The sequence below is a fragment of the Leifsonia sp. KNZ12-8B genome, from assembly GCF_056755495.1.
Genome location: NZ_JBPGXM010000031.1, coordinates 1 through 24,668 on the forward strand (window position 1 = coordinate 1; position 24,668 = coordinate 24,668).

At 72.5% G+C, this 24,668-nt stretch carries 12 protein-coding genes and 1 pseudogene; 4 read left to right on the plus strand and 9 right to left on the minus strand.

What is annotated here, in order from left to right:
• Positions 1 to 549 (plus strand): MarR family winged helix-turn-helix transcriptional regulator (locus ACR9ZG_RS07030; protein ID WP_481284108.1); only part of this gene is annotated, 549 nt, incomplete at its 5' end.
• A 69-nt stretch (positions 550 to 618) separates the two neighbouring features.
• On the opposite strand, the gene ACR9ZG_RS07035 is transcribed toward ACR9ZG_RS07030, so the two are convergent.
• Entirely contained in the window at positions 619 to 1,740 is a 1,122-nt protein-coding gene (locus ACR9ZG_RS07035) for a hypothetical protein (protein ID WP_481284109.1), read from the minus strand.
• A 49-nt stretch (positions 1,741 to 1,789) separates the two neighbouring features.
• Here ACR9ZG_RS07035 and ACR9ZG_RS07040 point away from each other — a divergent pair, with 49 nt between their 5' ends.
• On the plus strand, positions 1,790 to 2,530 hold the full coding sequence (locus tag ACR9ZG_RS07040; protein ID WP_481284110.1) for a hypothetical protein: 741 nt from the start codon (positions 1,790 to 1,792) through the stop codon (positions 2,528 to 2,530).
• 6 nt (positions 2,531 to 2,536) lie between these two features.
• On the opposite strand, the gene ACR9ZG_RS07045 is transcribed toward ACR9ZG_RS07040, so the two are convergent.
• Both ACR9ZG_RS07045 and ACR9ZG_RS07050 read right to left on the minus strand, forming a co-directional pair.
• Positions 2,537 to 3,097: a GNAT family N-acetyltransferase gene (locus tag ACR9ZG_RS07045; RefSeq protein WP_481284111.1), complete on the minus strand. Its 561-nt coding sequence runs from the start codon at positions 3,095 to 3,097 to the stop codon at positions 2,537 to 2,539.
• On the minus strand, positions 3,094 to 4,107 hold the full coding sequence (locus tag ACR9ZG_RS07050; RefSeq protein WP_481284112.1) for a PHP domain-containing protein: 1,014 nt from the start codon (positions 4,105 to 4,107) through the stop codon (positions 3,094 to 3,096). The genes ACR9ZG_RS07045 and ACR9ZG_RS07050 overlap by 4 nt, the downstream gene beginning before the upstream one ends.
• 79 nt (positions 4,108 to 4,186) lie before the next feature.
• On the opposite strand from ACR9ZG_RS07050, the gene acs reads away from it, so the two are divergent.
• Positions 4,187 to 6,190 carry an acetate--CoA ligase gene (acs, locus tag ACR9ZG_RS07055; protein ID WP_481284113.1) on the plus strand — a complete coding sequence of 668 codons (2,004 nt, stop codon included), beginning with the start codon at positions 4,187 to 4,189 and terminating at the stop codon, positions 6,188 to 6,190.
• A gap of 120 nt (positions 6,191 to 6,310) precedes the next feature.
• Entirely contained in the window at positions 6,311 to 15,874 is a 9,564-nt protein-coding gene (locus ACR9ZG_RS07060; RefSeq protein WP_481284114.1) for a beta strand repeat-containing protein, read from the plus strand.
• 66 nt (positions 15,875 to 15,940) lie between these two features.
• Here ACR9ZG_RS07060 and ACR9ZG_RS07065 read toward each other — a convergent pair whose 3' ends face one another.
• The 6 genes and pseudogenes from ACR9ZG_RS07065 to treY all read right to left on the minus strand — a co-directional run bounded on the left by ACR9ZG_RS07065 (position 15,941) and on the right by treY (position 24,562).
• Positions 15,941 to 16,411 (minus strand): GNAT family N-acetyltransferase, encoded by a 471-nt coding sequence (locus tag ACR9ZG_RS07065; RefSeq protein ID WP_481284115.1) that lies wholly within the window; start codon positions 16,409 to 16,411, stop codon positions 15,941 to 15,943.
• Positions 16,412 to 16,421: 10 nt separating this feature from the next.
• Positions 16,422 to 17,399: an alpha/beta fold hydrolase gene (locus ACR9ZG_RS07070; protein WP_481284116.1), complete on the minus strand. Its 978-nt coding sequence runs from the start codon at positions 17,397 to 17,399 to the stop codon at positions 16,422 to 16,424.
• A 19-nt stretch (positions 17,400 to 17,418) separates the two neighbouring features.
• Positions 17,419 to 18,279, minus strand: coding sequence for a serine/threonine-protein kinase (locus ACR9ZG_RS07075; RefSeq protein ID WP_481284117.1), 861 nt, complete (start codon positions 18,277 to 18,279; stop codon positions 17,419 to 17,421).
• The gene (glgX, locus tag ACR9ZG_RS07080) at positions 18,279 to 20,324 is read right to left on the minus strand and encodes a glycogen debranching protein GlgX (RefSeq protein WP_481284118.1); all 2,046 of its coding nucleotides are present in this window, start codon (positions 20,322 to 20,324) and stop codon (positions 18,279 to 18,281) included. Before glgX ends, ACR9ZG_RS07075 begins: the two co-directional genes overlap by 1 nt.
• Positions 20,325 to 20,556: 232 nt before the next feature.
• The gene (gene treZ / locus ACR9ZG_RS07085) at positions 20,557 to 22,275 is read right to left on the minus strand and encodes a malto-oligosyltrehalose trehalohydrolase (protein ID WP_481284119.1); all 1,719 of its coding nucleotides are present in this window, start codon (positions 22,273 to 22,275) and stop codon (positions 20,557 to 20,559) included.
• Positions 22,272 to 24,562: pseudogene (gene treY / locus ACR9ZG_RS07090) on the minus strand (malto-oligosyltrehalose synthase). Before treY ends, treZ begins: the two are co-directional and overlap by 4 nt.
• Between the last annotated feature and the right edge of the window lie 106 nt (positions 24,563 to 24,668).

The window sequence follows — 24,668 nt, forward strand, 5'->3', positions numbered from 1 at the left end:
CCCCCCCCCCCCCCCCCCCCCCCCCGTCTCCACCCCCCCCCACCCCACCCCCCCCCGGGGGCCCCCCCCCGCCCCCCCCCCCCCCGCACGGGCTCCGTCGCGGAGGCCGAGCGCACCGCGACCGACGCGGCGATCGCGGCGGTCGAGGAGCAGTTCGCCCTGCTGTTCAACCAGGTCAGCGCGCAGATGCGCGATCGGGCGGCGAAGGTCCACCCCGACCTCCAGCCGCTCGGCTACAAGCTGCTGACGACGATGGTCCGCACCGGCCCCATCCACGCGGGCGGGCTCGCCGAGCTGCTCGGCACCGACAAGAGCGTGATCAGCCGCCAGACGCGCGTCCTCGAGGATCTCGGCTTCATCGAGCGCCGCACCGACCCGACCGACCGCCGGGCGAGCTTCCTGGAGGCGACGCCCGCCGCGATCGAGGCGGTCAACGAGGTGCGCGCCGCCGACCAGGCCAAGCTGTACCGCAGCCTGCGCCAGTGGGACGACCACGACCTCCACCGCCTCGCCGAGCTGCTGGAGCGCCTGAACGACCTGCAGCCCTGACCGCCGCCCGTCCCCACCGCCGTCCGCAACTCCGGAGGTCCCGCCCGTGATCGGCCGGGACCTCCGTCGTTACGCGACCGCCCCCGGCGTGTCGCCCGAGATCTCCGTCTTTCCCGACCGCGGCCACCCGCGCCACTCGTGGAGGTCCTCGCCCGGCGCCCCCGGACCGTACCGCAGCAGTCGCACGGCCACGAACAGCCCCAGCGCGACCACGAGCCACACGGCCAGCACGATGTAGGGCTCCGCGTGCAGATCGCCGGGGAAGTAGGTGAGGTCGCGCACCGCCCGCACCGTCGCGCCCGTCGGCAGCCAGCGGCCCATGAACTCGTAGAACGGCGGCAGCAGCTCGGGGGCGACCGCGCCTCCCGACGACGGATTGCTGATCAGCACGAAGATGAACCAGGTCGGCAGCATCGCCCACCTGCCGCCGATCAGCACCCGCCAGAAGCTGTAGGTCGCCCCGGCGATCAGCATGGTCAGCGCCAGCACGCCCCAGACCGGGAAGAAGGGGATCGGCAGCACACCGAGCAACGGCCCCACCGTGAAGGCGATCGCGAACCCGCCGAGCACCGACCGCACGACGTCCCAGAACAGCTCGCCGCCCAGCGTCAGCTTCGCCGCGTTGACCCGCGTCTGGATGGCGCCGACGAACCCGATGATCACGGCGGCGAGCGACACGTAGAACAGCACGAGCCCGTTCGGGTCGCGCGGGCCCAGCGGGTGCGTGTCGATCACGGTGATCGGCACGCCGAGCGCCTGCTCCAGCCGCAGCGCATCCGACTGCAGCAGGCGCGCCACCGAGGCCCCCGACGCGCTCGACACGTACAGGCGCACGGTCTGATCCGGCTGCTCGACGAAGGCGCCGTACACCTTCTGCTCGCTGATCGCCCGCTCGGCCGCGCCCTCCGTGCCGTAGGTGCTGACCTCGAACGTCGTGCCGGTCCGCGCCTCCAGCTCCCGCTCCAGGTCGGTCGCCGTGTACGACGTCGACACCACGCCGATCGGGATGTCGTGCGGCTGCGGGTCGCCCATCGCCCAACTGTAGGTGCCGGCGAACAGCCCGGCGACGACCGTGACGATCAGCGTCACCACCAGCGCGGGGAGGTGCGGGCCCTCACGGAAGCGGCGCGTCCCCGCCCCCGGATCCGCTTCCGCCCTCGCGGCCGTCTCGGTCTCTGCTGCGTCGGTCATGGCGCCTCCCGGTTCCATTCGACCACGCCTTTGGTACCCTCGGTCGGGTATGCAGTCCGCATCCAGCCTCCCCTCGCGCACCCGCGGTCGCCGCTCGGCGGGCCGCCGCGCCGCGCTGCCGCGGCGGCGCCACCGGATGCCGCTGCAGCAGCGACTCGGCGTCGCGCTCGCCGTGGTCGCCCTGGTGAGCGGCTTCTCAATCGCGCCGACCGACGACGCGCTCGCCGCCTCGCTCGTGACGCCGGTCTCGACCGTCGCCCCTGCGCAGGACCAGCAGGAGGGCGTCCCGGCTCCCGAGCAGCACCTCGCCGTCGACGCGACCATCGCCGCCCCCGCCGTCAACCGCGACAGCATCTCGGCCACCGACGGCCTCCAGACCCTCGCCAGGGTCGGCACCAACGAGTCGTGGGCGAAGCTCGTGCTCATGTTCGGCGGCTGGCCGCAGACCGACGCCAACGTGACCGTGATGCTGCGCTGGATGCGGCAGGAGAACGGCCCGCCCGACTGGTGGAACCGCAACAACCCCCTGAACAACGGCTACGGCTCCGGCGGCGGCGCCGGCCTCGGCAGCTACCCCGACCTCATCACCGCCGCCGAGTACTGCGCGAAGAACCTGCAGCGCGGCTACCCCGACATCGTCGCGGGCCTGCAGGCGGGCACCAGCGCCGACGCGACCGCCGCCGCCATCTGGGCGTCGCCGTGGGCCACCAGCCACTACGCGAACGGCGCTCACTGGAGCACCCGCCCGGTCGAGATCGTGCAGGCCCCCGCCTCCGCCTGGGGCCTCTGACCCCGTCTACGCCGTCCATTCGTCGGCGAGGAGCGCGTACGTCACGCCGTCGACCCAGCCGAGATCCCGGTGGAGGGAGGCGCGGACGGTGACGGCCTCCCGCCGCATGCCCACCCGCTCCATGAGCCGCCAGGAGGCCTCGTTGTCCGCGAACGCGTTCGCGACGAGCCGGCGAACCCCGAGCTCTTCGAAGCACACCCGCAGCAGGGCGCGCACCGCCTCCGTCGCGTAGCCGTGACCCTGATGGTCCGGCGACAGCACCCAGCCGATCTCCGCCTCGTCCTGGTGCGGACGGCCGGCGACGTCGCGCTGCGCCCAGCCGTCGCGCACGGCGAGGTAGAGATCGCCGATCACCTCGCCGTCCCGCTCCACGATCAGCGTGGCGGCCAGGCGCTCGGGGTCGCGCTGGAAGCTCCGCCACGCATCGAGGCCGGCGAGCCGGTCGCTGAGCCAGCGGTCGACGTCGGGGCGGCGCCGGTACTCCCACATGGCGTCGGCGTCCTCGGCGCGGGCGGTGCGCAGCACGAGCCGGTCGGTGGTGACCGGCCACGGTGTCTTCTCCGTCACGACGCCTTCGCCAGCCAGCTCCGGAGGCGCTCCAGCGGCCAGGTGGTGACGATCCGCTCCGCCGGCACCCCGTTCGCCGCCGCGCGCGCCGCGCCGTACGACAGGAAGTCGAGCTGCCCGGGCGCGTGCGCATCCGTGTCGATCGAGAACACGCACCCCGCCTCCAGCGCCACCGTGATCAGCTCGTCCGGCGGGTCCTGCCGCTCAGGCCGGGAGTTGATCTCGACCGCGACGCCGTGCTCCGCGCACGCCGCGAACACCGCCTCCGCGTCGAACTCCGACGGCGGCCGGGTGCCGCGCGACCCCGACACCAGGCGCCCCGTGCAGTGCCCGAGCACGTTGGTGTGCGGGTCCCGGATGCCGCCGAGCATCCGTTCGGTCATCGTCGCGCGATCCGACCGCAGCTTGGAGTGCACGCTCGCGACCACGACATCCAGCCGGTCGAGCATAGCGGGCGTCTGGTCGAGCGTCCCGTCCTCGAGGATGTCCACCTCGATCCCGGTGAGGAGGGTGACGGATCCGGTGTCGAGGCCGGCGATCACCCGCAGCTGCTCGTCGAGCCGCTCGGCGCTCAGCCCGTTCGCGACGGTGAGGTTGGGGGAGTGGTCCGTGATCGCCTGGTACTCGCGGCCCAGCGTGCGCGCGGCGGCGGCCATGACCTCGATCGGCGTGGTGCCGTCCGACCACTCGGTGTGGCTGTGGAGGTCGCCCCTCAGCTTCGCCCGCAGCTCGGCGCCCCGCGCATCCAGGGGTTCGGCGTTCCGCTCGCGCAGGTCGGCGAGGTAGTCCGGCACGCCGCCCGCGACGGCCTGGGAGATGACCTGGAACGTCCGGTCGCCGATGCCCTTCGTGCGCTTGAGCCGGCCGTCGGACACCTGCTCGGCCAGCTCGTCCGCCGACAGCGGCGCGATCGTGGCGGCCGCCCGCCGGAAGGCCTGCACCTTGAAGCTCGGCGCGAGCTCGCGCTCCAGCCAGAAGGCGATCTCGTCCAGCGCATCCCGTGCATCCACGCCCCCCATCCTGGCCCGGGTTACGGGACTTTACGAGTGCGCGGGAGGTTCGTCCCGCCTCCCGGCTACCGTCGTCAGGGTGAGCAGCGCGATCGAGAACCTCGGCCGGGAGTCCCGCGTCTATCCGCCCCCGGCGGCCTTCGCCGCCCAGGCCAATGTCGACGCGAGCGTCTTCGACGACGCCGCCGACCCGGTGGCGTTCTGGGAGCGGCAGGCCGCGCGCCTGGATTGGGCCGAGCCCTGGCACACCGCCCACACCTGGCGCCCCGCGATGGCCGGCGTCGACGGCGAGCTGAGCGTCCCGCAGGCCGAGTGGTTCGCCGGCGGGAGGCTGAACGCCGCGTACAACTGCGTCGACCGCCACGTGGAGGCCGGCAACGGCGACCGGGTCGCGCTTCACTTCGAGGGCGAACCCGGCGACACCGAGACGATCACCTACGCGGACCTCCAGCGGCGCGTCGCCCGGGCGGCGAACGCCCTCACGGCCCTCGGCGTCGGGAAGGGCGACCGCGTCGTCGTGTACTTGCCGGTCATCCCCGAGACGGTCGTCATCACGCTCGCCATCGCGCGCATCGGCGCGATCCACTCGCTGGTGTTCGGCGGCTTCTCGGCGGAGGCGCTGCGGTTCCGCGTCGAGGACACCGGCGCGAAGCTGCTCGTCACCTCCGACGGGCAGTTCCGCCGCGGCGCGGCCGTCCCGGTGAAGGCCAACGCCGACGCCGCGGTGGCCGGCGACAACGCGATCGAGCACGTCCTCGTGGTGCGCCGCACGGGCGGGCTCACGCCCGACATCCCGTGGACCCCCGGCCGCGATGTCTGGTGGCACGACGCCGTCGACACGGCTCCCGACACGCACGAGCCCGAGTTCTTCGACGCCGAGACGCCCCTGTTCATCATCTACACCTCCGGAACGACCGGGCGGCCGAAGGGTGTCGTCCACACCACCGGCGGCTACTTGACGCAGGCATCGTGGAGCCACTGGGCCCTGTTCGACGCCAAGCCGGACGACGTGTACTGGTGCACCGCGGACCTCGCCTGGGTCACCGCGCACACCTACGTGCTCTACGGCCCGCTCTCCAACGGCGCCACCTCCGTCATCTACGAAGGCACCCCGAACAGCCCGCACCAGGGGCGGCACTTCGAGATCATCGAGCGCTACGGCGTGACCACCTACTACACGGCGCCCACGCTCATCCGCACCTTCATGACCTGGTTCCCGGAGGGACCGGGCGACGGCTGGGACCTCTCCAGCATCCGGCTGCTCGGCACGGTGGGGGAGGCGATCAACCCGGAGGCATGGGTCTGGTTCCACGAGCGGATCGGCGGCGGGCGCGCGCCCGTCGTCGACACCTGGTGGCAGTCGGAGTCGGGCGCCGCGATCGTCGCCCCACTGCCCGGGGTGACCGCCTTGAAGCCGGGATCGGCGACCGTCGCGATCCCGGGCGTCACCGTCCGCGTCGTCGACGAGCACGGCGACGACGTGCAGCGAGGCTCGGGAGGCTCGATCGTCATCGACGGCACCTGGCCCGCCATGTCGCGCACGGTCTGGGGCGACCCGGAGCGGTACCGTGACTCCTACTGGAGGCCTTACGCCGACCGCGGCTACTTCCTGGCCGGAGACGGCGCGGCGGTCGACGCCGACGGCTACATCTGGCTGCTGGGCCGCCTCGACGACGTCATCAACGTCTCCGGCCACCGCCTCTCGACCATCGAGATCGAGTCCGCGCTGGTCGCCCACAGCGGCGTCGCGGAGGCGGCGGTCGTGGGCGTCGGCGACGACACGACCGGGCAGGCGGTGGCGGCCTTCGTGGTCCCGGCATCGTCCGTGCCGACGGAGGCGGAGCTGCGCGAGCAGGTCACCCGCGAGATCGGGGCCATCGCGAAGCCGAAGCACATCGTGGTCGTCGGGGACCTCCCGAAGACCCGCTCCGGCAAGATCATGCGCCGCCTCCTCGTCGACCTCTTCCACGGCCGCCCGCTCGGCGACACGACCTCGCTGCAAGACGAGACGGTGCCCGCGGCGATCGCCGGCGCACTGTCGGCCAGGGGAGGCGCACGCACGGTCCCGACCGCCGCCACGTAATTCCGCGGAGGCCCGATCGCCACGCCGACGCGTGGACATATTCTGCAGGTTGTATTTCACATCCTGCGGACGATCTTGCGCACCCCCGTACTGCCGTCGTCCCCGATCCGAGAGGACGACATGGACGGCTCGCGCTCGCTCCCCATGTTCGCCGCACCCCCGGCGGAGCCCCGAGAAGGAGGCCGTCCGGCCCGACGGCGCAGCCCGATCATCGCGGTGATCGCGGTGCTTGCCGTGCTGTTCGCCGTGCTGGTGCCGGCCGGCGCCGCCACGGCGGACGCGTCGTACCCCGGCACCGCCGACGTGGCGTGGACCAAGACGAGCACCACGGCGGCGACGGGCACCCTGCCCGGCAATCTGGCCTCGCTGCCGGGAGCGACCCTCTCGGTCAGTTCGTCGCAGCAGCCGCTCGACGTGGGCGTCTGGGGGGCCTCGTGGGCCGCATCGCACGCCAGCGGCGGCAGCAGCAGCTGCCTGAGCGGCAAAGCCCTCCGGCAGATCGCCACCTGTGAGACCTTCACCTACACGGTCAACCTCAAGACGCCGCTGATCGACCCCATCGTCCCGTTCGGCTTCAGCACCGGACGCTACTGGTCGACGACCGAGTCCACCCTCAAGGGCTGCATCAGCGGCTGGTACGACGGCACGCTGGCGAACGTCAACGGCTCGGCCCCGACGAGCAGCTCGTTCTCGACGATGCAGGAGCCGGGGGGCGGCTGGGCGCACACGGGCACGGCCACGTGGGCGCTCCCGCAGAGCGCGATCGACGCGAACACCTGCATCAACCGGACGACGACCGACCAGATGGGCCTGATCCAGCTCAAGGGCAAGATCAGCAGCTACTCGTTCACGGTGTACTACCGATCCGCCATCGTGATCCCGTGGACCACGACCTACTGCCCGTTGCTGTCGGCTCCTCCCGGCCAGTTCATGGGCTCGCTCCTGGTTCCGCAGGTGGACCTGTCCGTCACCAAGTCCGGACCGGCGACGGTGGCCGGCAACGGCTCCCTCACGTGGAACATCTCGGTCGCGAACCTGAGCCAGTGGAACTCCCACGGTTTCGTCGTCAAGGATGCCGTTCCGGCGAACGTCTCGAACCCGACCGTGGTCTCCGCGCCTGCCGGCTGTTCGCTCAACGGCAGGGACCTCGTCTGTGCCATCGCCCCACCGGGCTGCACCGTGACGCAGAACCCATCGCTGGCGACGTTGGCGGACATCTCCTGCTCCGACCCCACGCTGGCCACCCAGTCGGTGCTCGCGCCCGGTGCCTCCCTCGGTCCGATCGTGCTGTCGGGCACGGCGCCTGCGGCCAACGGCACGGTGCTCGTGAATACGGCGACGGTCGCGGGCGTGGATGCCGACCCGAACACCTCGAACAACTCGTCCTCGGTGTCCACGACGGTGGTCCAGGCGCCGAAGCTGTCGATCGCCAAGCAGGCGGCGCTGGCTCCCGGCGCAACCGGCAAAGCCGGTGACACCGTCAACTACACCTTCACCGCGACGAACACGGGCAACGTGACGCTGACCGGGGTGACCATCGCCGACCCGCTGCCGGGGCTGTCGGGGCTCACCTACGCGTGGCCCGGTACGGCGGGCACACTGCTGGCGGGCCAGTCGGTGACGGCGACCGCCACGTACCGGTTGACGCAGGCGGATGTGGATGCCGGTGCGGTCTCGAACGTCGCGGGTGCGACGGGCCGGGATCCGGGTGGCGCACTGGTGGACGGCGGCAAGGCTCCGGCGACGGTGACGTTGAACCCGAAGCCGGGTCTCTCGATGACCAAGCAGGGTGCGCTGGCGCCGGGTGCGACCGGTAAAGCCGGCGATCAGGTCACGTACACGTTCTCGGCGACCAACACCGGTGATGTGACGTTGCAGAACGTCGCGATCAGCGACCCGCACGCCGGGCTGAGTGCGCTGACGTATCAGTGGCCGGGCACGCCGGGGATGTTGGCGCCGGGGCAGAAGGTGACCGCGACGGCGACCTACACGATCACGCAGGCGGATGTGGATGCCGGCCGGGTGGACAACACCGCTTCCGCCGCCGGCGCCACCCTGGCCGGGGTTCCGGTGGACGGCGGCAAGGCGTCGGTGTCGATCCCGCTGGCTGGGAACCCGAAGCTGGCGTTGACCAAGACGGCGAAGCTCGCCGTGGGGGCGCAGGGGGTGGTCGGTGACCGGGTGGAGTACACGTTCACCGCCACCAACACCGGCGACCAGACCCTGACCAACGTGTCCGTGGTCGACCAGCTCGCCGGGATGAGCGCACTGACCTACCAGTGGCCGGGTGCTCCGGGCGTGCTGACGCCTGGTCAGTCGGTCACCGCGACCGCGACCTACGTGCTGGCTCAGAAGGACATCGACGCCGGTTCGGTGAACAACGTCGCCACCGCCACCGGCCGCGCGCCCAACGGCGCGAACGTCCCCTCCGGTCCGGCGCAGGCCACCGTGCCGCTCAACGTCGCGCCCGAGCTCACGCTGACCAAGTCGGCGCAGCTCACTCCCGGCCAGTCCGGCGTCGCGGGAGACGTGGTGCAGTACACGTTCACCGTGATCAACACGGGTCGCGTGACCGTGAACGGCGTCACGGTCAGTGACCGGCTCGCCGGGCTGAGCGCGCTGACGTATCAGTGGCCGGGCGCTCCGGGAGTCCTGCAGCCGGGCCAGCGGGTCACCGCGACCGCGACCTACACGCTCAAGCAGGCGGACATCGACGCCGGCTCGGTGTCGAACGTCGCCGTCGCCAACGGAACCACCCCCTCCGGCGCACCTGTGCAGTCGAACAACGCGACGGCGACGGTCCCTCTGGTCCGCACCGCGTCGCTGAACGTCACCAAGACCGCCGCCCTGGCCGCCGGCCAGACCGGCAAGGCGGGCGACACGGTGAACTACACGTTCTCCGCGACGAACACCGGTCCGACGACGCTGACGAACGTGGCCATCACCGACCCGCTCCCGGGCCTGTCGGCGCTGACCTACACGTGGCCGGGTGCCGCGGGCACGCTCGCCCCCGGGCAGAAGGTCACCGCCACGGCGACGTACACCGTGAAGCAGGCGGACGTGGATGCCGGTTCGGTGTCCAACGTGGCCTCCTCGTCGGCCAAGGGGCCGGACGGCAACCCCGTCGACGGCGGCAAGGCCCCCGCGACGGTTCCGCTGGCGGCGGGCGCGTCGCTGAACGTCACCAAGACGGCCGCGTTGGCCGCCGGGCAGTCGGGCAAGGCGGGCGACACCGTGAATTACACGTTCTCCGCGACGAACACCGGTCCGACGACCCTCACGAACGTGGTCATCACCGACCCGTTGCCGGGGCTGTCCGCGCTCGTCTACTCCTGGCCCGGAACGCCGGGAACGCTCAAGCCCGGGCAGAAGGTCACCGCCACGGCGACGTACACCGTGAAGCAGGCGGACGTCGATGCCGGATCCGTTTCGAACGTCGCCTCCTCCACGGGCAAGGCTCCGGACGGCAAGCCGGTCGACGGCGGCAAGGCTCCGGCGACGGTCCCGTTGACGTCGGGCGCCGCGCTGAACATCACGAAGACGGCCGCACTCGGCGACGGTGCGACCGGCAAGGCCGGCGACACCATCACCTACACGTTCACTGCGACGAACACGGGCCCGACGACGCTCACGAACGTGGTCATCACCGACCCGCTGCCTGGCCTCTCGGCGCTCGAGTACAGCTGGCCCGGCACGGCCGGAACGCTCGCGCCGGGTCAGAAGGTGACGGCGACGGCGACCTACACGGTGAAGCAGGCCGACGTGGATGCCGGTTCGGTGTCCAACGTGGCCACCTCCTCGGGCACGGCCCCGGACGGGAGCCCCGTCGATGGCGGCAAGGCGTCTGCGACCGTGCCGCTGGATGACCGGGCCTCGCTCAACGTCACCAAGAAGGCCGCGCTGGCGGCGGGTCAGATCGGCAAGGCAGGGGACACGGTGAACTACACGTTCTCCGCGACCAACACCGGCCCGACCACGCTCACCCACGTCTCCATCACCGACCCGCTGCCGGGCCTCTCCGCCCTCGCGTACACCTGGCCGGGCTCGGCCGGGACGCTCAAGCCGGGCCAGACGGTGACGGCGACCGCGACCTACATCGTGAAGCAGTCGGATGTCGACTCGGGCGCCGTCTCGAACGTCGCGTCCTCGGCCGGCACGGCCCCCGACGGCACGCCGGTCGACGGCGGCAAGGCGCCCGCGACGGTGCCGCTCACGCAGGGCGCGTCGCTGAACATCACCAAGACGGCCGCGCTCGCGGCCGGTCAGACCGGCAAGGCCGGCGACACCGTGAACTACACGTTCTCGGCGACCAACACGGGCCCGACCACGCTGACCGAGGTCGTCATCGCGGACCCGCTGCCCGGGCTCTCTGCGCTGACCTACAGCTGGCCGGGCACCGCCGGGACGCTCAAGCCGGGCCAGACGGTCACGGCGACGGCGACCTACACGGTGAAGCAGGCCGACGTCGATGCGGGCTCGATCTCGAACATCGCGGCCTCCGGAGGCCGGGCGCCCGATGGCTCCCCTGTCGACGGTGGCAAGGCCCCCGCGACCGTTCCGCTCGCGCAGGGCGCCTCGCTGAACATCACCAAGACGGCCGCGCTCGCGACGGGTCAGGTCGGCAAGGCGGGTGACACGGTGAACTACACGTTCTCCGCGACGAACACCGGCCCGACCACCCTGACCGCCGTGGCGATCACGGACCCGCTGCCTGGGCTGTCCGCCCTCACGTACAGCTGGCCGGGCACGCCGGGAACCCTCAAGCCGGGGCAGACCGTCACCGCGACCGCGACGTACACGGTCACGCAGGAGGACGCCGACGCGGGCGCCGTCGCCAACGTGGCGACGTCGGCCGGACGCGCGCCCGACGGAAGCCGGGTCGACGGCGGTCAGGCACCGGCGACGGTGCCGCTGGGTGCGACGCCGACGCTGCGCCTGCACAAGGAGATCGCCGGCGTCACCGGCGGCAGCGCCGGCGACGTGGTGACCTACCGGTTCACGTCCACCAACACCGGCGCGCTCTCCCTGAAGAACGTCGTGATCGTCGACCCGCTCGACGGGCTGTCCGCGATGAGCTACCAGTGGCCGGGTGCCGACGGCATCCTCAAGCCGGGCGAGAGCGTCGTCGCGACCGCGACGTACGTGATCAAGCAGGCCGACGTCGACGCCGGCGGAGTCTGGAACACCGCGATCTCGCACGGCGAGCTGCTGGGCCGGATGAGCCGCGCGCTGGTGAACAGCAACGAGTCCTCGGCCGAGCTGCCGCTCGGGCAGGCGCCGGAGCTGGAGCTCACCAAGACCGGCGCGCTCGCGTCCGGTGCGACCGGCAAGGCCGGCGACCCGGTCGACTTCGCCTTCACGCTGACCAACGCGGGCTCGGTCTCGCTGACCGGCGTGTCCATCGCCGACCAGCTGCCGGGGCTCACCGCCATCACGTACGCCTGGCCGGGCGCTCCCGGTGAGCTCTCGCCGGGACAGACGGCCTCGGCCACGGCGTCGTACACGCTGACGCAGGCGGACGTGGATGCAGGCGCGGTGACCAACGTCGCCACCGCCACCGCCACCGACCCGTCGGGAGACCCCGTCGAGGCGGGTCCGGCGCAGGCCCGGGTGCCGCTCGTCGCGGCGCCGTCGATCGCGCTGGTCAAGACCGGTGCGCTCGCCCCAGGGGCGACGGGCACGGCGGGTGACGCCGTGAACTTCGGCTTCACCGCGACCAACACCGGGACCACGACCCTGACCGGAGTGTCGATCGCGGACCAGCTGCCGGGCGTCTCCGCGCTCACCTACGCGTGGCCGGCGGCGGCGGGTGCTCTCGCGCCCGGCCAGAAGGTGACCGCGACCGCGACGTACACGCTGACCCAGGCGGACGTCGATGCGGGTGCCGTGACGAATGTCGCGGTGCCGCACGCCGGCGCACCGGACGGCTCCCCGGTCGACGGCGCGCCCGCACAGGCGGTCGTGCCCGTGACTCCGGCTCCTGCGCTGACCCTGGTGAAGACCGGTGCGCTCGCATCGGGTGCGACCGGGAAGGCGGGTGACACGGTGGAGTTCCGCTTCACCGTGACCAACTCGGGTTCCGTGACCGCGACCGGGGTGTCGATCAGCGACCAGCTGGCCGGCCTGTCGGCGATCACGTATGCGTGGCCGGCCGCGGCGGGTGTGCTCACCCCCGGGGCCTCCGCCACGGCGACTGCCACGTACGTGGTGAAGCAGGCCGATGTCGATGCCGGCTCGGTGCTGAACGTCGCAACGGCGGCGGGTAAGGCTCCGGATGGTTCTCCGATCGCGACCGGGCCGGCGCAGGCCGCCGTTCCGCTCGTCGCCGCTCCCGCGCTCACCCTGGTCAAGACCGGCGCCCTGGCGACCGGTGCGACCGGGAAGGCGGGTGACACCGTGGAGTTCCGGTTCACCGTCACCAACTCGGGTTCCGTGACCGCGACGGGTGTGTCGATCAGCGACCAGCTGGCCGGGGTCTCCGCGATCACGTATGCGTGGCCGGCCGCGGCGGGTGTGCTCGCCCCCGGCGCCTCGGCCACGGCGACCGCGTCGTACACGCTGACGCAGGCCGATCTGGATGCCGGCTCGGTGAAGAACGTCGCCACCGCGAACGGGAAGACGCCGGACGGTTCGACCGTGACTGCGCCTCCGGCCGAGGCCGTGGTGCCGGTGGATGCCGCTCCGCAACTGACACTGGTGAAGACCGGTGCGCTGGCGTCGGGTGCGACCGGGAAGGCGGGCGACACGGTGGAGTTCCGCTTCACCGTGACCAACTCGGGTTCCGTGACGGCGACGGGTGTGTCGCTCAGCGACCAGCTGGCCGGGGTCTCCGCGATCACGTATGCGTGGCCGGGCAGCGCCGGGACCCTGGCTCCGGGCCAGTCGGCCACGGGGACCGCCACGTACGTGGTGAAGCAGGCCGATGTCGACGCCGGCTCGGTGCTGAACGTCGCGACGGCGGCGGGTAAGGCTCCGGATGGTTCTCCGATCGCGACCGGGCCGGCGCAGGCCGCCGTTCCGCTCGTCGCCGCTCCCGCGCTCACCCTGGTCAAGACCGGCGCCCTGGCGACCGGTGCGACCGGTGCGGTCGGTGACCAGGTGCAGTTCGCCTTCACCGTCACCAATTCCGGTTCCGTGACGGCGACGGGTGTGTCGATCAGCGACCAGCTGGCCGGGCTGTCGGCGATCACCTACGCGTGGCCGGGCAGCGCCGGGACTCTTGCTCCTGGCCAGTCCGCGACGGCCACCGCGTCGTACACGCTGACGCAGGCCGATCTGGATGCCGGCTCGGTGAAGAACGTCGCCACCGCGAACGGGAAGACGCCGGACGGTTCGACCGTGACCGCGCCTCCCGCGGAGGCCGTGGTGCCGGTGGATGCCGCTCCGCAACTGACCCTGGTCAAGACCGGCGCCCTGGCGTCGGGTGCGACCGGGAAGGCGGGCGACACCGTGGACTTCCGGTTCACGGTGACGAACTCCGGCTCCGCGACCGCGACGAGCGTGTCGATCGACGACCAGCTGGCCGGGCTGTCCGGGATCACCTACGCCTGGCCGGCGGCCGCGGGCGTGCTGGCCCCCGGCGCCTCCGCGACCGCGACCGCCACGTACGTGCTGACGCAGGCGGACGTGGACGCCGGGTCGGTCACCAACGTCGCCACGGCGACGGGCTCGGCACCGGACGGCTCGACCGTGCAGGCCCCTCCGGCCCAGGTCGTGGTGCCGGTGGCCGGAGCCTCCGGGCTCACGCTGACCAAGACCGGCGCGCTCGCGGCGGGAGCCGCCGGCGCGGCGGGAGACACCGTCGAGTACCGGTTCACCGCGACGAACACGGGCTCCGTGACGCTGACGGCGGTGTCCATCAGCGACCGGCTGGCCGGCCTCACGGCCATCCGGTACACGTGGCCCGGGGCGGCGGGCGTGCTCGCGCCCGGACAGGTCGCGACGGCGACCGCCACGTACACCGTGACGCAGGCGGATGTCGACGCCGGCTCGGTCCTCAACGTCGCCTCGGCTACGGCGGTCGACCCGGGCGGGGACACGGTCCCCGGCGGTCCCGCGCAGGCGGTGGTTCCGCTGGCGCCTGCGCCGGCGCTGTCCATCGCGAAGACGGGCACGCTGGCGGCCGGGGCGACCGGCGTGGCCGGTGACACGGTGGACTACTCGTTCGCCGTGACGAACACCGGCACCGTCACCCTGACGTCGGTGACCATCGCCGATCGGCTGTCCGGCCTGTCCGCGATCGCCTACAGCTGGCCGGGTGCGGCGGGCACGCTCGCTCCGGGCGAGCAGGCGACGGCGACCGCGACCTACGTACTGACGCAGGCGGACGTCGACGCCGGCGCCCTGGCGAACACCGCCACCGCGACGGCCGAGACGCCGCAGGGCGGGTCCGTCCCGGCCGGTCCGGCGGAGGCGGTCGTGCCGCTCGACCCGGCGCCCGGGCTGGCGGTCGTCAAGAAGGCCGCTCTCGCGTCCGGCGAGGCCGGCGCCGCGGGCGACCAGGTCGGGTACACGTTCACCGTCACCAACACCGGCGGCGTGACCCTGACCTCCGTCTCGGTCGACGACCGGCTCGACGGGATGTCGGCGCTCGACTACGCGTGGCCCGGCGCGGCCGGGGTGCTCGCCCCCGGGCAGTCCGCCACGGCCACCGCGACGTACACGATCGCCCAGGCGGACGTGGACGCCGGCTCGGTGACGAACGTCGCCACCGGCACCGGCACGGCGCCCGACGGCGAGACCGTCGACGCGCCTCCCGCGCAGGCCGTGGTGCCGCTCAACCCGACGGCCGGACTGGCGCTGACGAAGACCGCGGTGTTCTCGGCGGGGTCCGCCGGCGCGGCGGGTGACGCGGTGGAGTACACGTTCTCGGTGACGAACACCGGTGGCGTGACGCTCGACGGCGTCTCCATCACCGACCGGCTGGCCGGGATGTCGACCCCGGTCTACTCCTGGCCGGGCGCCGCGGGCGTGCTCGCGCCGGGGCAGTCGGCGACGGCGCGGGCGACGTACATCGTGACCGCGGCGGACGTCGAGGCCGGCTCGGTGGGCAACGTCGCGACGGCGGCCGGGCGTACCCCGTCCGGCGCGGGCGTGACGTCGCCGGAGGCTCCGGCGACCCTGCCCCTGCCGGGACAAGTGCTGGAGCTCGGGACGCCCGGCATGGAGCTGACCAAGTCCGGCTCGCTCGCCGAGGGCGCTCTCGGTCGCGTCGGTGACACCGTGTACTTCGCATTCGTCGTGACGAACAGCGGAACCGTCCCGCTCACGAGCGTGTCGATCAGCGACCCGCTGGACGGCATCAGCCCCGTCGCCTTCGGCGCGTGGCCGGGTGCGGTCGGGCGGCTGGAGCCCGGCCAGTCGGTCACCGCGACCGCGACCTACGCCCTCACGGCGGAGGACGTGGCCCGTGGCTCCGTCGTGAACACGGCGTGGGCGCACGGAAAGCAGGAGGAGAAGGAGACGCCCGTCGAGGCGGGGAGCAATACGGTCACCGTGCCGCTGCCCCCGTTGACGCCCGGTTCGCAGCCGCAGCCGATGGTCGCCGCCACGACCGGGGCTCCGGTGTTCGACACGCTGGCGCACACCGGCCTGGACGCCCTCCCGTTCGGGATCGGGGCACTGGCCCTGCTCCTGGCCGGCGGTCTGCTGCTGATCGTCCGCCGCCGCGCGCGGGAGAGCTGAATCCGGCCTTCCCGCACCTGAAGCCGCCGTCCCTCCCCCACACCGGGAGGGGCGGCGGCTTCGTCGTCAGAGCGCCAGCGTGTAGTAGGCGCTGAGGGGGTCGTCGGTGTACTTTCCGAACGGCCCGCACGGCTCGAAGCCGGCGCGCTCGTACAGGCGGCGGGCCGGCGCGAAGAAGTCCATCGCTCCCGTCTCGAGAGAGATGCGCGCGACGCCCCGCGCCCGCGCATCCTCGAGCACGAACTCCAGCAGCTGCGCGGCGATGCCCTTGCCCCGCTGCTCCGGGTCGGTGCGCATGCTCTTCAGCTCCTCGTGCTGCGGTTCGAGGGCCGCGAGAGCGACCGTCCCGACGATGGCGTCGTCGACGGAGGCCGTCCACAGCCGCACCTCCGGTCGCTGCAGCGCAGCGAGGTCGAGCGCGTGCCGGCTCTCGGGCGGCGCCGTCGGCTCCATGTCGTCCAGGTGCGCCTGAAGGAAGGCGGCGAGGGCGGGATCCGCGAAGTCGGCGCGGGCGATGCTGACACTCATGACGCTCATGACAGACAGGCTATGAGGCCGGGATGTCGGGCAGATTTCGCGCCTCCGCGGTCAGCCGGGCCACGGCCTCCCGCATCAGCTCGACCGACACCGGACCGCCGTGCCCCTCGTCCTCCACGACGTGCAGCTCGCTGTGCGGGAGGCGCTGGTGCAGCCGCCAGGCCGTGATAACCGGCCCGCTGATGTCGCGGCGGCCGTGGATGAGCACGACGGGCACGTCGGCCAGCCGGTCCGTGCGCTCCAGGATCGCCTCGTCGCCGGGGAGGAAGGCGTCGTTCGCCCAGAGGTGCGTGACCAAGGTCGCGAACACGGCACGCTGCGCCGCGTCCTCGTGCAGCGGGCCGGGCTGCCAGGCCGGGTCGAGCGAGACGTGGGTCGACTCCCAGGCGTCCCAGTCGTCTGCGGCGCGGGCGCGGTCCTCCGCGTCCGGTCCCGCCAGACGCCGGGCGTACGCCTCCACGACCCGCTCGCCCGGGAGGCGGCCCGCGGCGGCCGCGAAGGCCTGCCAGGCCTCCGGGAAGACGCGCCCGACGCCCTCCGTGATCCAGTCGACCTCGTCGCGCGAGGTGGTCGTCACCGCGAACACGACGACGCCGAGCACGCGCTCCGGATGGGCGACGGCGTACGCGAGTGCGAGCGTGCTGCCCCAGGATGCGCCGGTCACGATCCAGCGCTCGATCCCGAGGTGCTCGCGCAGGGCCTCCAGGTCGGCGATCATCCGCTGGGTCGTGATGCCGCCCAGGGCGCCGAGGTCGTCGACGACGAGCGGCCGGCTGCGCCCGCATCCTCGCTGGTCGAGACCGACGATCAGATTGCGGGCGGGATCGAACCGGTTCCGGTAGCCGCCGGCGGCGAGTCCGGAACCCGGGCCGCCGTGCAGCCACACCGCGGGGACGCCGTCGGGAGCCCCCGACGACTCCCAGTAGAGCTCGGCGCCGTCGTCGAGGCGCAGGAGGCCGCTGTCGAGAAGTCCGGAGTCGGTGGTCACGCCGCGACTCTAGCCAGCGTCAGGTCCGCGTCGCCAACCCCGCGGCCTCGATGACGGCCTCGCGGAAGAGCGGCGTCAGCTGCTCCGCGGTCGGCCGGTCGGCCGGGTCGCGGGCGGTCATGGCGCGCAGCAGCCGCGTCCACTCGCCGGGCAGGTCGTCGGGGACCGGCGGGTCGGCGCTCAGCCGGGCGAGCGCCGACTCGATCGCGTCCGAGCCGGGGTAGGCCACGCTGCGCGTGAAGCACTCCAGCAGCACCAGCCCGAGCGAGTAGATGTCGCTCGCCGCGGTGGCCGGGCGGCGGGACGCCTGCTCCGGGCTCAGGTAGGCCGCGGTGCCGGTGGTCTTGCCCTCCTCCTGGTGCTGCTGCGACGCGGGGAGGCCGATCGCGATCCCGAAGTCGGTGAGGCGGGCACGCGCGCGGAACGTCGTCGTACCGTAGGTCACCAGCATGATGTTGGACGGCTTGATGTCGCGGTGGATGACGCCGTTCGCGTGCACGTACTCCAGCGCTTCGGAGACGTCGTAGGCGATCTCGGCGATCTCCTCCGTCGACAGCTCGCGCTCGTCCAGCGCGGTCGCGAGGTCGGTCCCGGAGACCAGCTCCATGATGAGGAACGGCCGCGGGTCGCGCAGCGAGGAGTAGTCGATGCCCGCGTCGATCAGCGACACGATGCCGTGGTGGCTGAGCCGCGCGAGCGCCATCTGCTCGGTACGGTACTGCGCCATCTCCTCCTCGCCGCCCGACCGGTACAGCTTGATCGCGACCTCCCGGCCGAGGATCTCGTCGACCGCTCGGAAGATGCTGGCCTCGCCGCCGCGCCCGATCAGGTTCTGCGGGCGGTAGCGGCCGAGCAGCGCGGGGATCTCGGTCTCGGCCATCAGCCGGCCCGCGAGCGGAGCAGCGCGAAGGAGGTCTCGCCGACGATCACGCTCTCGCCGTCGTTCAGCGCGAGCTCGGGGTCGCTCGACAGCTCCAGCTCCCAGTGCGCCCCGGGAGGCTCCGGCAGCGTGAACTCCACGCCGTTCGCCGCGGCGTTGAGCATCAGCAGGAACGAGTCGGAGCCCTCGTGCATCAGCTGGAAGGCGATCGACCGCGCCTCCGGGTCGTCCCAATCCTCGTCGGCGAAGAACTCGGCGTCGGCGCGGAGGATGCACACCGTGTCCACGCCGCCGACGTCGGGCGCCTGCCGGTACCACTCCGGGCGGAGGGCCGGCTCGGCGCGGCGGAGGCGGATGAGCTTCTCGGTGAAGTCGCGCAGCTCCCAGTCGGCGTGCTGCCAGTCGAACCACGAGATCTCGTTGTCCTGGCAGTACGCGTTGTTGTTGCCCTGCTGGGTGCGGGCGATCTCGTCGCCGCCGAGGATCATCGGCACACCGGCCGAGAGGAGCACGGTGGCGAGGAAGTTCTTCCGCTGACGCGTGCGGATCGCGAGGATGTCCGGGTCGTCCGTCGGACCCTCGACGCCGTAGTTGCGCGAGCGGTTGTCGGACTCCCCGTCGTTGTTGTCCTCGCCGTTGGCCTCGTTGTGCTTCTGCTCGTAGCTGGTGAGGTCGGCGAGCGTGAAGCCGTCGTGCGCCGTGACGAAGTTGACGCTCGAGAGCGGCGCCCGGCGGGACTCCTCGTAGATGTCGGGGCTGCCGAGCACGCGCTGCGAGAGCGTCGCCAGCATCCCCTCGGTGCCGCGCCAGAAGTCGCGCACGTCGTCGCGGAACTTGCCGTTCCACTCCGACCAGTCGGCCGGGAAGCCGCCCAGCTGGTAGCCGGCGACATCCCACGGCTCGGCGATCAGCTTGACCGTCGAGAGCACCGGGTCCTGCTGGCAGAGCGTGAGGAAGGCGCTGTGGAGGCTGGCGTCGCCGCCCTGCCTGGTCAGCGTAGTGGCCAGGTCGAAGCGGAAGCCGTCGACGTGCATCTCGGTCACCCAGTAGCGCAGCGAGTCCATGATGAGCTGCAGCGCCGCGGGGTGGCTGACGTTGACGCTGTTGCCCGTGCCGGTCGTGTCGAAGTAGTGAGCCGCGTCGCCCTCCACCAGCCGGTAGTACGAGGGGTTGTCGATGCCCTTGAAGCTGAGGGTGGGGCCCTTGTCGTTGCCCTCGGCGGTGTGGTTGTAGACGACGTCGAGGATGACCTCGATGCCGGCCTTGTGCAGCGCCTTCACCATCCCCTTGAACTCGTCGACCTGGCCGCGGTCGCCGGTCGCCGCGTACTCGTTGTGCGGGGCGAAGAAGCCGATGGAGTTGTAGCCCCAGTAGTTGCGGAGGCCCTTCTCGAGCAGGTGGGAGTCCTGCAGGAACTGGTGCACCGGCAGCAGCTCGACCGCGGTCACGCCGAGACCGGTGAGGTACTCGATCGCGGCGTCGTTGGCGAGGCCGGCGTAGGTGCCGCGCAGCTCCTCCGGCACCTTCTCCATCAGCTTGGTGAAGCCCTTGAGGTGCACCTCGTAGATGATCGACTCCGACAGCGGGATGCTGGGCCGCTCGTGGTCGCCCCAGTCGAAGGCGCGGTTGTCGGTGACGACGCCCAGCGCGACATGGCCGGCGCCGTCGGTGTCGTCGCGGCGCTTCGGCTTGTCGAGCCGGTGCCCGAAGACGGCCTGCGTCATGTCGAAGGCGCCGGTGACCGCCTGCGTGTGCGGTTCGAGCAGCACCTTGGCGGGGGAGAAGCGGAGGCCCGCCTCCGGGGCCCATGGCCCGTCGACGCGCAGGCCGTAGCGGTCGCCGGGGTTCATGTTCGGCACGATGCCGTGGAAGACGTGACCGGTGCGGTTCGGGAGGTCGGTGCGCTCCTCGGTGCCGTCCTCGCGGAACAGGCTGACGGTCACACGGTCGGCGCGCTCGCTGTAGACGGCGACGTTGGCACCGCCCTCGACGAGGGTGACGCCGAGCGGATACGCGAAGGAGCCGTCCCTGCTCACCGGGCTCACCGGGCGACCCCGGCATCCGTGCGGGCGTGGTGGGAACCGGGCTCGGTCACAGGGCCTCCGATCGTCGTGTCCAGCCAACCTACCGGGCGGCGGGGGCCCGGTGGAGGCCATTGACACCGGGGGCCGCGCCCGCTACCCGCCCGGCCGCGCAACCGCCGAGTGCGCGGATATTCTGCGTACTCGGCGGTTTTCCGGCGAATATTCGCGTACTCGGCGATTGCCTACCGGGGGGTCAGGCGCGGGTGACCCGCACCGCGTCGGCGAAGGACGCGGCGACGTCCGCCCCGGCGGGCACCTCGCCGAGGCCGCGGCCGCTCAGTGCCGCCTCCACCCGCAGCGGGCCGCGCGTGAAGGTGAACACGCCCTCCGTCACTCCCACCTCCGTCGCGGGGGTCTCGGCGGGGATCGTGCGGCGCAGGGCGATCAGGTCGCGGTACCACCGCAGCAGCTCGGCGTGCGCGGGCTGGGTCGGCTCCGACCAGTCGAGCTTCGAGCGGAGGAACGTCTCGGGGTCCTGCGGGTCTGGCACCACGTCCGGGTCCCAGCCCATCTTCTCGAACTCCTTCACGCGGCCCTCCGCCGTCGCCTTCCCGAGCTCGGGCTCGGGGTGGGAGGTGAAGAACTGCCACGGCGTCGTCGCGCCCCACTCCTCGCCCATGAACAGCATCGGCGTGAACGGGCCGAGCAGCGTGAGCGCGGCCGCGACGGCGAGGCCGCCCTGGTCGAGCGTCGCCGTGATCCGGTCGCCGGCGGCGCGGTTGCCGATCTGGTCGTGGTCCTGGCTGAAGGCGACCAGCCGGGTGTGCGGGATGTCGTCGTCCAGCGGCCGGCCGTGGTGCCGCTCGCGGAAGCTCGAGTACGTGCCGTCGTGGAAGAACCCGCGCTCGAACACCTTCACCAGGGCCTCCGTCGCACCGAAGTCGGCGTAGTAGCCGGTGACCTCGCCGGTCAGGTTCGCGTGGATCGCGTGGTGCACGTCGTCGTCCCACTGGGCGTGGAGGCCGTACCCGTGCTGCTCGCGGCGGCGGATCAGCTTCGGGTCGTTGAGGTCGCTCTCGGCGATCAGCGTGAGCGGGCGGCCGAGCGCCGACGCGAGTTCGTCGGCCTGGCGGGCCAGCGCCTCCAGGAGGTGCTCGGCACGCTCGTCGTGGAGGGCGTGCACCGCGTCCAGGCGCAACCCGTCGACGTGCATGTCCTCCAGCCAGTAGCGCGCGTTGTCGAGGATGTACCCGCGCACGACGTCCGAGTGCGGGCCGTCCAGGTTGAGGGAGGCGCCCCACGTGCTCGACGCGCTGCCCAGGTAGGGGCCGTACAGCGGCAGGTAGTTGCCGCTCGGGCCGAGGTGGTTGTAGACCACGTCCTGCACGACGGCCAGCCCGCGGGCGTGGCAGGCGTCGACGAAGCGCTGGTACGCCTCCGGCCCACCGTACGTCTCCTGCACGGCGTACCAGAGCACGCCGTCGTAGCCCCAGTTGTGCGTGCCGTTGAAGGCGTTGACCGGCAGCACCTCCACGGCGTCGATGCCGAGTTCCACGAGGTGGTCGAGGCGTCGGATCGCCGAGTCGAGGGTGCCCTCCGGTGTGAAGGTGCCGATGTGCAGCTCGTAGATCACGGCGCCGATCAGGTCGCGGCCGCGCCAGCCTCCATCGGTCCAGGAGAAGGCGCGCGGGTCGAACTCGCGGGTCAGGCCGTGTACGCCGTCGGGCTGGCGCAGCGACCGCGGGTCGGAGTGCGGGCCGTCCCCCTCGACCACGAAGCCGTAGTCGACGAGGCCGGGGCCGGCGTCGAGCGGGGAGGGGAGGCTCCACCAGCCCTCGTCGCCGGGCGCGGCGTCGCGCACCGGGGTCAGCGGGTGGGTGCCGTGGCCGTCCACCACGACATCCACCGCCGAGGCGTGCGGCGCCCAGACCGGGAAGGTGCGGTCGGGGCCCAGCGGGCGGCCCGCGGTCATCGGGTCACCGCCAGGAGCGCGACCGGGTAGCGGTCGAAGATCGTCGCGAGCGGCACGCGGCCGCGCAGCTCCCGTCCGGTGAGCTCGTCGCGCATCTGCGCCTCCCCGAGGTCGATGGTCGTGTCGCCCCAGCCGCCGGCGGCGGCCAGGGAGTGCGGAAGGCGCGTGACCAGCGTCACGGCGCCGCCGCGGTCGAAGGCGAGCAGGTGGCCGGCGCGCTCACCGTCGGCGCGGAGCGGGGTGTAGTCCGCGAACAGCTCGGGCCGGTCGCGCCGCAGCCGCAGCGCGCGGGAGGTGACGAGCACCTTGGCTGCGCCCGACGAGTCGATCCCGGGCTGCCAGCCCTCGTCGATGTGCGCGAGGAGCCCCGCGGCGACGTCCCACTCCACCGGGCGCCGGTTGTCCGGGTCGACCAGCGACCGCTCCCAGCGCTCCGACCCCTGGTACACGTCGGGGACGCCCGGCATGGTGAGCTGGACCAGCTTGGCGGCGAGCCCGTTGCTCGCGCCCGGCCCGTCGAGCAGCGCGGACATCGCCTCCACCTCGGCGGCCACGCGCTCGTCGTCGAAGGCGGCGTCGACCAGCGCGGCCATGCGCGCCTCGAACTCCTCGTCGGGGTCGGTCCAGCCGGTGGACGCGCCGGCCTCGCGGGCCGCCTTGAGCGCGTACGCCTGCAGCCGGTCCCGGGAGGCGGGCCAGGCGCCCAGGATCGACTGCCAGAGCAGCGACTCCAGCGACCCGTCGCCGAGCGGCACCCGCTCGTGCACCGCGGCCAGGAACCGCTCGAAGCGCTCCGGCACCTCGGCGATCGCGAGGATGCGCGCTCGGGTGTCCTCGCTGCGCTTGGTGTCGTGGGTGGTGAGCGTGGTCATCGACTGGGGCAGGCGCCCCTGGCGGTCCTGCTGGTGCCGGTGGAAGTCCTCGACCGAGATGGCGAACAGGTCCGGCTCGCCGCCGACCTCGGTCAGGGCGACCAGGCGCGTCCAGCGGTAGAACGCGTTGTCCTCGACGCCCTTCGCCATGATCGCGCCGGTCGTCTGCTGGAAGCGCTCGGACGGCGCATCCGGCCCCGCCCCCTCGGCGAGGCGCGCGGCCACCTCGCGGACGGTGCCAGCGATGTCGGGCCGGGAGGCCGCGGCGGCGTCGCGTGCAGCCTCCAGATACCCGGCGCCGAAGGGAAGGTAGCTGCGGTACACGGGGAACCAGGCCGCGAGCTCGGCCACCGCGTCGGCGGCACGCTCCGCGGCGTCCGGGTCGGCGCCGGCGCCCTCGCTGTCCAGCCGCAGCTCGCGCACCACCCGCAGCACCTCCGAGCGGAGGATGCCGTCGGCCGCCGCGCGCTTGCGGCGATGCACGAGCTCGGCCCAGTCCTGGTTCTCGCCGCGGTCGTCGTGCTCGCGGGCGAGGGCGGTCAGCGGCTCTTCGCCGGCCGGGTCGACGAGGACGCGGTCGACCAGCCCGAGCGCGTCGTAGCCCGTGGTCCCGGCGACCGGCCAGTCGGGCATCCGCTCGTCGCCCTCGATGATCTTCTCGACCCAGATCGGGCGGCCGTCGGCGAGTTCGGCGAGGCGCTCGAGGTAGCGGCCGGGGTCGCGCAGGCCGTCCGGGTGGTCGACGCGGAGCCCGTCCACGAGTCCCTCCCGGATCCAGCGCCCGATCTCGCGGTGCGTGTCGTCGAAGACGCGGTCGTCCTCGACCCGGAGACCGGCGAGCGTGTTCACCGCGAAGAAGCGGCGGTAGTTGAGCTCGGCGTCGGCGCGCCGCCCTCGGTGCCCGGCGCGATCGGGAAGCGATGGTCGTAATAGCGCAGCTCGCCGTCCTCGACGCGCAGCGCATCCTCCTCGTCCGGTCCGTCGCCCAGGATCGGGAGGCGCAGCCGTCCGCCGCCGAACGCCCAGTCGATGTCGAAGTACGGCTCGTACGCCGACTCCCGGCCGTGGGCGAGCACGTCCCACCACCAGGCGTTCAGGCGCGGCGTCGCCACGCCGGCGTGGTTCGGGACGATGTCGACCAGGATGCGCATCCCGCGCTCGTGCGCCGCCGCGGCGAACTCGCGCAGCGCCTCGGGACCGCCGCGCTCCTCGTCGACGCGGGAGTGGTCGATCACGTCGTAGCCGTGGTTCGAGCCGGGCTCGGCCTGCAGGAGGGGGGAGAGGTAGACCCAGTCGGCGCCGAGGCGCTGCAGGTGGTCGAGCACCTGGGCGGCGTCGCGCAGCGTGAAGTCGGCGGAGATCTGGAGGCGGTAGGTGCTGGCCGGGATGCGGTCGGCCGGGTAGGGGCTGGTCACGTCAGTTCATTCTGTCCGCGAGAGGACCGGCGGTGAAGGGCTTGAAATGTTCACGCCGGTGTATTGCTAGACGTTCGAGCTATATGCTTAGACTAACTACATGTCG